Raw genomic sequence first — 12,279 nt, 5'->3', positions numbered from 1 at the left:
GAATCGCAAAATCACGGCCGGGATCGGCCTGCGCCATCGCTTTTCGCGACGTCCGTCGATCCAGGGTGGGCAGGTGCGCCCCCCCTGTAGAGAGCAAAACGCTCAGGAGGAAGAAGATTCCTCGCGCGCAGTAGCCGAATCGGCCGCCAGCGCCCTGCGTTTGCGCAGCTTTGCAATGGCGAGCACCAGTAGCGCGCCGACGATCGCAAATGCGTAGTGCAAGGTGCGGGTCATGTGGACGACGGACTCGAGCCCCGGCTCGTCCGACAGCATTTCGCCCGCGATCCAGCCCAACAGCATGGCGCCCAGCACCACGATGACCGGGAAGCGCTCCATCAGCCACAACACGATGTTGCTACCGAACACCACGATGGGAATCGACAGCGCCAGACCGATGATCAACAGCAGCAGGCGCGCGCTCTCGGGTGCCGTATTGGCCGCACCGGCGACCGCCAGCACGTTGTCCAGGCTCATCACGAGGTCGGCGATCAGGATAGTGCGAATGGCCGCCAGGATAGAGGTGTGCGCTTTGATGTCTGCATCCCCATCCTCTTCATCGAGCAACTGCACGCCGATCCACAGCAGCAGCAGTGCTCCGACCATCTTCAGCCACGGCAGTTCGAGCAGGCGGGTGGCGAAGATCGTCAGCACGACGCGCATGACGATCGCTGCAACCGATCCCCAGATGATGGCCTGCTTCTTCTGGGCCGTCGGCAGCGAGCGCGACGCCAGCGCGATGACAACCGCGTTGTCGCCCGACAGCAGAATATTGACGCCGATGATGGCGAGCAAACTCAGCCAGAAAGCGCTGGTTTGTATGACTTCCATTCTTGTCTCCCTAACAATGTACGACTCGCCATGCTAAGTGGTCGGACATTTCCTGCAAATTGATTGCAGACAATTATGACCGTGTTCAAGCCAAGAAAAACGCCCGGCTTTGGACCGGGCGCTTTTTTGACAGATACCGAGATATCCGTGTGACCGTTTACAACACCGACTTCAGCAGCTTGCCCATTTCGGAGGGGTTGCGCGTCACCTTGAAACCGCACTCTTCCATGATGGCGAGCTTGGCTTCGGCGGTGTCTGCGCCCCCCGAAATCAGCGCACCGGCGTGGCCCATGCGCTTGCCGGCCGGCGCGGTGACGCCGGCGATGAAGCCCACCACCGGCTTCTTCATGTTGTCCTTGCACCAGCGGGCGGCTTCAGCCTCGTCCGGACCGCCGATTTCACCAATCATGATGACGGCGTCGGTATCAGGATCGTCATTGAAGAGGCGCATCACATCGATGTGCTTCAGACCATTGATGGGGTCGCCACCGATACCTACGGCGGACGACTGGCCCAGGCCCAGTTCAGTCAGTTGTGCGACAGCTTCGTACGTCAACGTGCCCGAGCGCGATACCACGCCGATGCGGCCCTTGCGGTGAATGTGGCCCGGCATGATGCCGATCTTGATTTCGTCCGGGGTGATCAGGCCGGGGCAGTTCGGGCCGAGCAGCAGCGTCTTCTTACCGCCAGCGGCTTCCTTGGCCTTCATCTTGTTGCGCACTTCGAGCATGTCGCGAACGGGGATGCCTTCGGTGATGCAGATCGCCAGATCGAGGTCGGCCTCGACCGCTTCCCAGATGGCAGCGGCGGCACCTGCGGGCGGCACGTAGATCACCGACACGGTGGCGCCGGTGGCGGCCTTCGCTTCGGACACATTGCCGTAGATAGGAATGCCTTCGAAGTCTTCGCCAGCCTTCTTCGGGTTCACGCCGGCCACGAAACAGTTCTGGCCGTTGGCGTAGTCACGGCACATGCGCGTGTGGAACTGGCCGGTCTTGCCGGTGATGCCCTGGGTGATGACCTTGGTGTTCTTGTCGATCAGGATGCTCATTTGAAATTCCTTCTGTGTCGCTGTGGGGGTCGCAATTACTTCGCAGCAGCGACGACTTTTTGCGCGGCTTCGGCCATGGTGTCGGCAGCGATGATCGGCAGGCCCGATTCGGCCAGGATCTGCTTGCCCAGGTCTTCGTTGGTGCCCTTCATGCGGACGACCAGCGGCACCTTCAGGTGCACTTCGCGCGCGGCGGCGACGACGCCCGTGGCGATGGTGTCGCAGCGCATGATGCCGCCGAAAATGTTCACCAGGATGGCCTTGCAGTTGGGGTTGCGCAGCATGATCTTGAAGGCTTCGGTGACCTTCTCGGTGGTGGCGCCGCCCCCCACGTCGAGGAAGTTGGCCGGCTCGCCACCGAACAGCTTGATGGTGTCCATGGTGGCCATGGCCAGGCCGGCGCCGTTCACCAGACAGCCGATGTTGCCGTCGAGCTGGATGTAGGCCAGATCGAACTTGGAGGCTTCGATTTCGGCCGGATCTTCTTCGTCCAGGTCGCGCAAGGCAACGATTTCCGGGTGACGGAAGAGCGCGTTCGCGTCGAAGTCGAACTTGGCGTCCAGCGCCTTGATGCTGCCGTCGCCTTCGAGAATCAGCGGATTGATTTCGGCCAGCGAAGCGTCGGTTTCCATGTAGCACGTGTACAGACGCTTGAGCGTGTCGACGGCTTGCGGGATCGAACCTTCGGGAATGCCGATGCCCTTGGCCAGTTCCAGCGCCTGGGCGTCGGAGATGCCGACCTGCGGGTCGATGAAGACCTTGAGGATCTTCTCGGGCGTGGCGGCGGCGACTTCTTCGATTTCCATGCCGCCTTCGGAGGAGGCCATCATGACGACCTTCTGCGTGGCGCGGTCGGTCAGCGCGGCAACGTAGTATTCCTTCTTGATATCAGCGCCCTCGGCGATCAGCAGGCGATTGACCTTCTTGCCTTCCGGGCCGGTCTGGGGCGTCACCAGTTGCATGCCCAGGATCTTCGAGGACAACTCGCGCACTTCTTCCTTCGAGCGTGCCAGCTTCACGCCGCCGCCCTTGCCGCGGCCGCCTGCGTGGATCTGCGCCTTGACGACCCAGATCGAACCGCCCAGCTTGTCGGCGGCCGCGACCGCTTCGTCGACCGAGAAAGCGGGAATCCCACGGGGAGTCGCAACCCCGTACTTGTGAAGGATCTCTTTCGCTTGATATTCGTGGATTTTCATAGTTGCCCTTCGTCAGACCGCAACCGTAGGCAAAGCCCCCGGAAATACAGCCACACGCCTCGTGAGTTGTTGGAGAAACGTCAGGGTTGGTGAAGGCCAACATCAGACAGCCCCTACACTATTGATGCACTGCACACCAAGACCTGAGTCAACCAACGATTTTAACCGAAACGGCCAGGGTCTTCGAAAAATCGTTCGAAACCAAGCGTGGAGCGGGTTTCCGGCGACACAATCCGTACTAGCCACAAGGGCAGAAGGCTTGACGGATCCCTAAAGGCTGTATCACATCGAAACAACAAAAACTATAAATTTGCGTCCGCATCATTCAGAATGCGCTTACAACATAAGTTGCATCCCCTCGCATAAGGATTCCTGCCTATGAGCATGTCGTGGCCCAACTCGTCGATCGGCCGTCTGCTGCGCGCCTCTCGCAGCGTCCGCGCCGCAAGACGACCGGTGCTGAGCATGGCCTGTTTCGCAGTTGCAATGGCTTGTTCGCCCGCGGCCCACGCGCTTGGAATGGGTGATGCAACGACCCGCAGCCATGTTGGCCAGGCGCTGCGCATCGAAATTCCGCTCCAGCTCTCCGCTGGCGAATCGCCGGACCCTTCATGCTTCCAAGTCGTGCCGGGCAACCACGAAGACGACGGCATTCCGTGGATCACCAATGGGCGCGCCGCTATCGAAGGTAGTGGCGCCACGGCCCGTCTGGTCTTGCGCGCGCCCGCGACCGACGCACCTGCCGTTCGCCTGGCTGTACGCGCAGCATGTGGCGCCAATCTGCGCCGCGAATACGCGCTCTTGCTCGAACCGCCACTGAATGTCGAGTCGGTTCCCACCGTGGCATCGGGAGACGCTGTAGCGCCCCAGCGGGGACGCAGTCCGCAAGCCGCCAGTAGCACGCCCGACACGCCTTCCACGGGTGCCCCCTCTGCGCCGCGTCGCGCAGCAAGCGGCAACCCTCGCCGCCCCGCCGTCGCGCAGAGCGGAGCGACTCGCGCCCGCCCCACGCCGGCCCTGGTGCACGAATCTCCACCGGCATCGCCCGCCGTTCCTGTACGAACACAAACCGCTGCGCCGGCACCGAAGGCGGCGCCGCATGATCAATTGGTGGTCGGTCCGTCATCCACTGAACAACTGGCCGCCAGCCTTCCGCCGGGCGACGCCTCGGCGCCGGTGCGCAGTTCGCATGGCCGCACCGAAGCGGAACTCATCTCCGAACTGGATGACCGCATCGCCCAACAGATCGCCCTCACGGAGCGCCTGCATCGCCTCGAACAATTGCAGACCGAGCTGGCAGCCGACAATGCCCGCCTCGAAGCACAGGTCCGCCAATTGCGCCAGAGTGGCGGCGCGGTAAGCGCTGCCCAGCCAGTCTTCTCGAACGATGACTCGCTGCTATCGCAGCGCTGGCCCTATGCCATCGTGGCGGTGCTGTGCCTGCTGGCGGCCTGGCTGGTCAAGCGACACAAGGACCGCGCCATTGCCGTTCATTCGGAAGGGCCGCACACGGTACGCCTGAATCGCCGCTACAAGGGTCCGGCCTCCGAGGACGAAGACGACGTTTTCGCTCCCCTGACCGAACGCGACCTGTGGCCGGAACGCTCGAGCCTCGTTCCTTTGCCGATCGCGGACAGCGTGACCGAATCGCTGGAGCCGATCCTCAGCATTCCGTCCACGCCGGATGTCGTCGTGACGGAGGACATCGAAGAACACGACTCGGCCGTGGAACTGGCTGAAATCATGATGTCCTTCGGGCGCGTACAGGGTGCGGCGCAGACTCTGGCCGACTTCATCCGCACCAACCCGAAGCAGGCCGTCAAACCGTGGATCAAACTCCTCGAGGTCTACCATTCGGCCGGCATGCGCACGGAATTCGACGGCCTGTCAGCGCAGATCAACAAGACTTTCAACATCCAGCCCGTCACGTGGGAGGATTTCGAGGTCGCATTGCGCGATCCCGCGTCGCTCGAATCGATGACGCATATCCGCAAGCGCCTGTGCGAAACATGGAACACGCGCGATTGCCAAGCCTATCTGCATGCGTTGTTGCGCGACAACCGCGACGGCACGCGCCTGGGCTTCCCGCTGGTGATCGTGGATGAAATCCTGATGCTGCTCGGCGTCCTCGAACAGACCCTGGGGCACTTCCGCTACGAGCCGCCGGCCCCGGCCGAATCCCAGCCCGCCCCCGAATTGCCGGAAGCAGGCCAGACCCCGCTCTCGACGAGCGATACGCATACGCAGTTGGAAACCTGGGTGGATGAAGTGCCCGAGCTACCCATTGAGATCCCGCCTGCCGGCACGGCGCCCCGCACGCCTGCGCAGCCCAATCCGTTTGCCGGCAGCCTGGTCGATCTCGACATCGACGGGCAGGACTTCGGCAAGACGCTGCACTTCAATCTGGACGAACTGGACGGCCACACTCGTCCCATGCCCGAACTGGACAAGAAACAAGCCTGAGCGCAGTGCGTGCGATCGGTTCGGAGGCGTGGCCTACGCTTCCGAACCGAATCCTTGCGCCGGCACGCGGGCGACGCCGCATGCCGGAATCGTGCTTCAGACCGGATTGTCGATGTCGATAAACATCGTCTCCAGCCCCTTGGCTTGCGCAAGGTGCGCGGACAACGCGTGGATACCGTAGCGTTCGGTCGCGTGGTGCCCTGCCGCGATGTACGCCACGCCGCTCTCGCGGGCGAGGTGGACGGTGGGCTCGGAAATCTCCCCCGACACATAGGCGTCCGCACCGGCATCGATTGCCTGTTGCAGCGACCCTTGGGCGGCGCCGGTGCACCAGGCCAGGCGGCGCACGGGTTGATCGGCATCGCCAATCACCAGCGGTTCGCGCCCTAGGCGCGCAGCCAGCGAACGGGCAAGCTGGCCGACCGTATGCGGAGAATCCGGCTCGCCTAGGCAGACGAGGTCCATCTCACCGGTACGTGCGGTCAGATGCCATCCACATATCCGCGCCAGTTGGGCGTTGTTGCCCAGCTCCGGATGAAGATCCAGCGGCAGGTGGTAGGCAAAGAGATTGATGTCATGCGCAAGCAGCGCAGCCAGGCGCCGTCTTTTCTGGCCGATCACGCGATAGTCCTCGCCACGCCAGAAGTACCCGTGATGGACGATGACGGCGTCGGCCCGCTCGTCGATCGCGCGATCGATCAAGGCCTGGCTGGCGGTGACCCCGCAGACGATGCGCGACACATTCTCGCGACCTTCCACCTGCAGGCCGTTTGGGCAATAATCCTTGATACGCGCGCAGTCCAATAAAACATCAAGATAGGTCTGCAGTTCAGCGCGTTTCATCACCCGTCCCCCACTCCGACATCAACGTAATCTGGAATCCGGTCGCATTATGCATCGCCTCTGGCTCGTCTTTGCACAAACCGTGACCGTCGCGCTCGGCGTGCTGTTCGTATTGCTCACCTTCAAGCCGGCATGGTTCGGCCAGCGGGTGGCCGCCATGCCAGTGGTCAATATTCTCACCGCGGCCGAACCCGCGCCGGGCACGCGCGCCACCAGCGACCGCGCAAGCTATGCCGACGCCGCGCAGAGTGCGCTGCCATCGGTGGTGCACATCTTCACCAGCAAGGAAGTCCGCCAGCAACGCAATCCGCTGCTGGATGATCCGGTGTTCCGCCATTTCTTCGGCGACCGCGCGCAACCGCAGGAGCAGCACACGGCGGGCCTCGGCTCGGGCGTCGTGGTGAGCAGCGAAGGCTACATCCTGACCAACAACCACGTGATCGATGCCGCCGACGAGATCGAAGTCGCGTTGCAGGATGGCAGCAAGTTTCCGGCGCGCATTGTCGGCCGCGACCCGGAAACCGATCTGGCCGTCCTGCGCATCGATGCGGCAAAGCTCCCGGCAATCACCTTTGCCAACAGCGACAGCGTGCGCGTGGGCGACGTGGTGCTGGCTATCGGCAACCCGTTCGGGGTCGGGCAGACGGTGACCCTGGGCATCGTCAGCGCCATGGGGCGCAACCACCTGGGGATCAACACGTTCGAGAACTTCATCCAGACGGATGCCGCCATCAACCCCGGCAACTCGGGCGGCGCGCTGATCGACAGCAAGGGCCACCTCATCGGCATCAACACGGCCATCTATTCGCGCACCGGCGGATCGCTGGGCATCGGTTTCGCCATTCCCGCCAGCTTTGCGCGCGACGTGATGGAACAGATCATCAAGACCGGCAGCGTGACGCGCGGCTGGATCGGCGTTGAAGTGCAGGAGATCACGCCGGACCTGGCCAGTTCATTCGGCCTGCCGCGTGAAGGCGCATTGATTTCCGGCATCGCGCGCAACAGCCCTGCGGCGAAGGCCGGCGTACGCCCGGGCGATGTATTGGTGGCCGCCGACGGCAAATCGATCAACGACGCGCAAAGTGTGCTATCGACGATCGCTGCGCTGCCGCCCGGACGCCTCGTGCAACTGCGCCTGATCCGTCAGGGCAAGACGATCGAAGTCAACGCGCAGATCGCGCGCCGGCCGCTGCCGACCGCCAACGAATAGCGCACACTCATGCGATGGCCGGCATACCCGGCCAATCGCGCCAGGCGCCGATGCGCTGTGTGGCGCCGTCCAAATCGGCCAGCCCCTGCGAAGCCAACACGGCATACCACACCGAGCCCTGCAACTGACGCACCGCCAGGAACGGCGCCAACGAAGGCCACGACGGCGCGCCCGGATACAGACGCAGCGCCGCTTCAGGGCCGCCCGGCATGCGCCGGGCGAAACAGGTCAGATCCCATTCGATGGGCCCGCAGCACGCATCTTCGAAGTCGTTCCACAACAGTCGCCCGTCGCGGGTCCGCAACAGGTTCGGTCCTTGCGCATCGCCGTGCAGCGCCTGCGCGGGAAAGCCATGGCGGGCGAACCAGTCGATGACTTCACCGTGCGCGGCGGCGAGCATGTCGGCGTCGCCGGCATTCAGGATGGTCTTGTCGCGAGCAGTGGCGATCCAATCGCCGATCTCGCCGATGAGCCGATCAAAACCCGGCAACTCGCCACGATAGGCGACCAGGGCTTCGTGCAGACGACGCAGGCGCGGCGCCATCTCTTCGGGGGTGGGTGGCTCGTCGACCACATCCACCCATTGCCAGAAACTGAAGACAAAACCGTCGCGCGAATGCGGCCCCGGCGGCAACAGCCCAGACGGAGGCACGACATCGATGCCACCATCGTCCAGGAATGCCGCGAGCGAGACTTCGCGTGCCAGCCGCTGCAACACATCCGGCCGGATGAGCGCCGTGGTCGCCGCCACACGGGCGACGATCGGCAACGGTGCCAGATGCACCAGCACGTTGCTCCAATGCGCCAGCACACGCGGCACGCTCACCGCCAGACCGTGCTCACGCGCAAAGGCGGCCACGCATGCGGCCGCCTGGTCGGCATAGCGAGGGGCCGGCATGCCAATCACATTTCCTGGTAGATGGGGCCTTCTCCGCCCTGCGGCGCCACCCAGTTGATGTTCTGCAGAGGGTCCTTGATGTCGCAGCTCTTGCAGTGCACGCAGTTCTGCGCGTTGATTTGCAGACGCGGCTCCCCGCCCTCTTCCCGCACGATTTCGTACACCCCTGCCGGGCAATAGCGTTGCTCGGGGGAATCGTACTTGGCGAGATTCACCTCGATCGCCAGCTTCGGATCGATGAGCTGCAAGTGGCAGGGTTCGTCTTCTTCGTGATTGGTGTTCGAGAGGAACACTGAAGACATGCGGTCGAAGGTAAGTGTGCCGTCCGGCTTCGGATAAATGATCGGCTCGCATTCGGCAGCAGGCTTGAGCTGGTCGTGATCGGCCGAGTTGTGCAGTGTCCAGGGCGCCTGTCCGCCAAACACTTTCTGGTCGATGCCGAAGAGCAGCGAGCCCATGAACAGCCCCTTCTTCATCAACGGCTTGAAGTTGCGCGTGGTGTGAAGTTCGCGATGCAGCCAGCTCTGGCGGAAGGCCGACGGATACGCGGTCAGCTCATCCTGGGCGCGGCCTTCGCCGATCGCCGCAAAGGCGGCTTCGGCCGCCAGCATGCCGGTCTTGATGGCGCCATGCGTCCCCTTGATACGTGCCGCATTCAGGAAACCGGCGTCGTCGCCGATCAGCGCGCCGCCCGGAAACACCAGTTTCGGCAGCGACTGCAGCCCACCCGCCGTGATGGCGCGCGCGCCATAGGCCACGCGTTGGCCGCCCTGGAGGAAGGGTCTGATTTGCGGATGCGTCTTGTAGCGCTGGAATTCCTCGAAGGGAGAGAGGAACGGGTTCTGGTAGTTGAGACCGACCACGTAACCGACGGCCACCTTGTTGTCGTCGTAGTGGTACATGAACGAGCCGCCGTACGTGGCCGAATCGAGCGGCCAGCCGGCCGTGTGCAACACCATCCCGGGCCGGTGATTGGCGGCAGGGACTTCCCACAGCTCCTTGATGCCGATGCCATAGGTCTGAGGATCGACACCTTCGCGCAGGTTGAATTTTGCTTCGAGTTGCTTGCCCAGATGGCCGCGGCTGCCTTCGGCAAACAGCGTGTAGGCGGCGTGCAATTCCATGCCGGGCTGGTAATTGGGGCCTTGGCTGCCATCCTTGAGCACGCCCATGTCACCGGTGATCACGCCCTTTACGCGGCCGGCTTCGTCGTAGAGCACTTCGGCGCCGGCAAAGCCAGGGTAGATTTCCACGCCCAGCGCCTCGGCTTGCTCGCCCAGCCAACGCGTCAGGTGGCCCAGGCTGATGATGAAGTTGCCGTGATTCTTGAAGCAGTCGGGCAAGGCGAATTCGGGCACGCGCAGGCCGCCCGTGGCGGTCAGCATCATGAAGCGGTCTTCGCTCACCTCCGTCTGCAATGGGGCGCCCTGCGCCTTCCAGTCGGGGATCAGTTCCGTCAGGGCTCGCGGATCGAGCACTGCGCCCGACAGAATGTGCGCGCCGATTTCGGCGCCCTTTTCGATCACACACACCGACAGCTCGCGCCCGGCCTGCTGTGCCAATTGCTTGGCGCGGATCGCCGCCGACAACCCGGCAGGCCCGCCGCCCACGATCAGCACGTCAAATGCCATCGATTCGCGTTCCATCAGTGTTTCTCCCTCATCCCAAATTGCGCAAAAGCCGCTATTTTCTCGCAGCGGCGTGCCAAAGCGCCAGCAAAGAAAAGAACAAGATCTCATGATCGAGTGCGCGGGCGTTATCGAAAGGATCTGATACCGCGCAAACGCACCCCGAAGCAGCACCCGGACAGGAGAGCCCGATGATCGACCGTCCCTTGTGGCAACCCGATGCGGCGCGCATCGCCAGCACGCGCCTGACTGCATTCACGCAAGAAATCGAAGCCCGGACGCGTCGGCGTTTTGACGACTACGCTGCCCTGCACGACTGGTCGATCGACGAGAAAGAGGCTTTCTGGAGCGCGCTGTGGGACTTTGCCGGCGTCGTCGGGCACAAAGGTGAGCGGGTGCTGATCGACGGCGAGCGCATGCCCGGCGCGCAGTGGTTTCCGGATGCGCAACTGAACTTTGCACGCAACCTGCTGCGCCAGCGCGGCAATGGCGAGGCGATCGTTTTTCGGGGCGAGGACCGTGTCGAGCGCCGTCTGTCGCACGACGGGCTGTACACCGAAGTCGCGCGACTGGCCGCGGCATTGCGAGCCATGGGCGTGACGCGTGGCGATCGCGTGGCGGCCTACATGCCCAACATGCCCGAAACCGTCATCGCCATGCTGGCGACGGCGAGCATCGGCGCGATCTTTTCGTCGGCGTCACCGGATTTCGGCGTACAGGGCATTCTCGACCGCTTCAGCCAGATTGAACCGAAGGTGCTGATCGCCAGCGACGGCGCCTTTTATGCAGGCAAACGCATCGACAACCTGGCGCGCGTGGCCGAGATTGCGGCGCACCTGCCCACCGTGGAACGCGTCGTGGTGGTGCCTTACGTTGGCGCGACCGAGGGATTCGATAGCATCGAACGCGCCACGTGGTGGGCGGATTTTCTCGCGCCGCACGCGCACGTCACAGACATCGCGTTCACCAATATGCCGTTCGCGGCGCCGCTGTACATCCTGTTCTCATCGGGCACCACGGGGGTACCGAAGTGCATCGTGCATGGTGCTGGCGGCACGCTGCTGCAGCACCTCAAAGAACATCAACTGCACAGCGACGTACAGCCGGGCGACCGGGTTTTCTATTTCACCACCTGCGGCTGGATGATGTGGAATTGGCTGGTGTCGGCACTGGCATCGGATGCCACGCTGCTGCTCTATGACGGGTCTCCCTTCGCGGGAGACGGCGCGATTCTGTGGGACTATGCGCAAGACGAACGCTGCACGCTGTTCGGCACCTCGGCCAAATATCTCGACGCCGCGGCAAAGACCGGACTCACCCCTGCGCGTACGCATTCGTTGCCTGCGCTTCGCGCAATCCTGTCGACCGGCAGCCCGCTGTCGCCCGAAGGCTTCGAGTACGTATATCGCGGCATCAAGTCCGACGTGTGCCTGTCGTCCGTTTCCGGCGGCACCGATATCGTGTCCTGCTTTGCTCTTGGCAATCCCAATGGCGCAGTGTGGCGCGGCGAATTGCAGTGCAAAGGTCTCGGCCTTGCCGTAGAGGTCTTCGACGACGACGGCCATCCAGTGCGGGAACAGAAAGGCGAACTCGTATGCACGCGCCCTTTCCCCTGTATGCCGATCGCATTCTGGAACGATCCGGACGGCGCCCGTTACCACGCGGCGTATTTCGAGCGCTTCGCCAACATCTGGTGCCATGGAGACTGGTGCGAGGAAACCTCCCATGGCGGGCTGATCATCTACGGTCGGTCGGACGCAACGCTCAATCCGGGCGGCGTGCGCATCGGCACGGCCGAGATATATCGACAGGTAGAAAAACTGCCCGAGGTGCTCGAATCCATCGTCATCGGGCAAGACTGGGACAATGACGTACGCGTGGTGCTGTTCGTGCGACTGCGAGAGGGCATTCAATTCAGCGACGAACTCGTCGCACGTATCCGCAAGACGATCCGCGACAATGCCAGCCCCCGGCACGTACCGGCGGTGATTCTGCCGGTACCGGACATTCCGCGCACCAAGAGCGGCAAGATCGTGGAGCTCGCCGTGCGGGCCGTCGTCCATGGCGCCCCCGTGAAGAATGTCGAAGCGCTTGCCAACCCGGAGGCGCTCGATAATTTTCGCGACCTGCCAGCGCTGCGGGCTTGAGTCCGCAAACGAAAA

At 63.2% G+C, this 12,279-nt stretch carries 9 protein-coding genes; 3 read left to right on the top strand and 6 right to left on the bottom strand.

The window, feature by feature from the left end:
- Positions 1 to 102: 102 nt before the first annotated feature.
- From ACDA63_RS16535 to sucC, 3 genes are all read right to left on the bottom strand, one after another.
- Positions 103 to 828 (bottom strand): TerC family protein, encoded by a 726-nt coding sequence (locus ACDA63_RS16535; protein WP_373664383.1) that lies wholly within the window; start codon positions 826 to 828, stop codon positions 103 to 105.
- A gap of 157 nt (positions 829 to 985) precedes the next feature.
- Entirely contained in the window at positions 986 to 1,879 is an 894-nt protein-coding gene (sucD, locus tag ACDA63_RS16530; protein WP_373664382.1) for a succinate--CoA ligase subunit alpha, read from the bottom strand.
- Between the two features lie 35 nt (positions 1,880 to 1,914).
- Positions 1,915 to 3,075, bottom strand: a complete 1,161-nt coding sequence (sucC, locus tag ACDA63_RS16525) for an ADP-forming succinate--CoA ligase subunit beta (RefSeq protein ID WP_373664381.1) — start codon at positions 3,073 to 3,075, stop codon at positions 1,915 to 1,917.
- Between the two features lie 519 nt (positions 3,076 to 3,594).
- Between sucC and ACDA63_RS16520 the strand changes: the two genes are divergently transcribed.
- Complete coding sequence (locus ACDA63_RS16520; RefSeq protein WP_373664380.1) at positions 3,595 to 5,538, top strand: FimV family protein; 1,944 nt, start codon at positions 3,595 to 3,597, stop codon at positions 5,536 to 5,538.
- 96 nt (positions 5,539 to 5,634) lie between these two features.
- Here ACDA63_RS16520 and ACDA63_RS16515 read toward each other — a convergent pair whose 3' ends face one another.
- On the bottom strand, positions 5,635 to 6,381 hold the full coding sequence (locus ACDA63_RS16515) for a Nif3-like dinuclear metal center hexameric protein (protein ID WP_373664379.1): 747 nt from the start codon (positions 6,379 to 6,381) through the stop codon (positions 5,635 to 5,637).
- 49 nt (positions 6,382 to 6,430) lie between these two features.
- On the opposite strand from ACDA63_RS16515, the gene ACDA63_RS16510 reads away from it, so the two are divergent.
- A complete protein-coding gene (locus ACDA63_RS16510; RefSeq protein ID WP_373664378.1) occupies positions 6,431 to 7,591 on the top strand; it encodes a Do family serine endopeptidase in 1,161 nt (386 codons plus the stop codon).
- 7 nt (positions 7,592 to 7,598) lie between these two features.
- On the opposite strand, the gene ACDA63_RS16505 is transcribed toward ACDA63_RS16510, so the two are convergent.
- Positions 7,599 to 8,489 (bottom strand): phosphotransferase, encoded by an 891-nt coding sequence (locus ACDA63_RS16505; RefSeq protein ID WP_373664377.1) that lies wholly within the window; start codon positions 8,487 to 8,489, stop codon positions 7,599 to 7,601.
- 5 nt (positions 8,490 to 8,494) lie between these two features.
- Entirely contained in the window at positions 8,495 to 10,135 is a 1,641-nt protein-coding gene (locus tag ACDA63_RS16500) for an electron transfer flavoprotein-ubiquinone oxidoreductase (protein WP_373664376.1), read from the bottom strand.
- Between the two features lie 173 nt (positions 10,136 to 10,308).
- Here ACDA63_RS16500 and ACDA63_RS16495 point away from each other — a divergent pair, with 173 nt between their 5' ends.
- A complete protein-coding gene (locus tag ACDA63_RS16495) occupies positions 10,309 to 12,264 on the top strand; it encodes an acetoacetate--CoA ligase (RefSeq protein WP_373664375.1) in 1,956 nt (651 codons plus the stop codon).
- Positions 12,265 to 12,279: the final 15 nt, after the last annotated feature.

The organism is Uliginosibacterium sp. sgz301328 (genome assembly GCF_041807905.1).
Taxonomy (GTDB): Bacteria; Pseudomonadota; Gammaproteobacteria; order Burkholderiales; family Rhodocyclaceae; genus JBGVSA01.
This window is presented reverse-complemented; position numbering and strand designations above follow the sequence as displayed.

What these genes read in the sequence shown, in the direction of transcription:
- ACDA63_RS16495 (WP_373664375.1), top strand. Translation starts at nt 10,309, where the DNA reads ATGATCGACCGTCCCTTGTGGCAACCCGATGCGGCGCGCATCGCCAGC.
- ACDA63_RS16500 (WP_373664376.1), bottom strand. Translation starts at nt 10,135, where the DNA reads ATGGAACGCGAATCGATGGCATTTGACGTGCTGATCGTGGGCGGCGGG.
- sucC (WP_373664381.1), bottom strand. Translation starts at nt 3,075, where the DNA reads ATGAAAATCCACGAATATCAAGCGAAAGAGATCCTTCACAAGTACGGG.
- ACDA63_RS16520 (WP_373664380.1), top strand. Translation starts at nt 3,595, where the DNA reads ATGGGTGATGCAACGACCCGCAGCCATGTTGGCCAGGCGCTGCGCATC.
- ACDA63_RS16505 (WP_373664377.1), bottom strand. Translation starts at nt 8,489, where the DNA reads ATGCCGGCCCCTCGCTATGCCGACCAGGCGGCCGCATGCGTGGCCGCC.
- sucD (WP_373664382.1), bottom strand. Translation starts at nt 1,879, where the DNA reads ATGAGCATCCTGATCGACAAGAACACCAAGGTCATCACCCAGGGCATC.
- ACDA63_RS16515 (WP_373664379.1), bottom strand. Translation starts at nt 6,381, where the DNA reads ATGAAACGCGCTGAACTGCAGACCTATCTTGATGTTTTATTGGACTGC.
- ACDA63_RS16535 (WP_373664383.1), bottom strand. Translation starts at nt 828, where the DNA reads ATGGAAGTCATACAAACCAGCGCTTTCTGGCTGAGTTTGCTCGCCATC.
- ACDA63_RS16510 (WP_373664378.1), top strand. Translation starts at nt 6,431, where the DNA reads ATGCATCGCCTCTGGCTCGTCTTTGCACAAACCGTGACCGTCGCGCTC.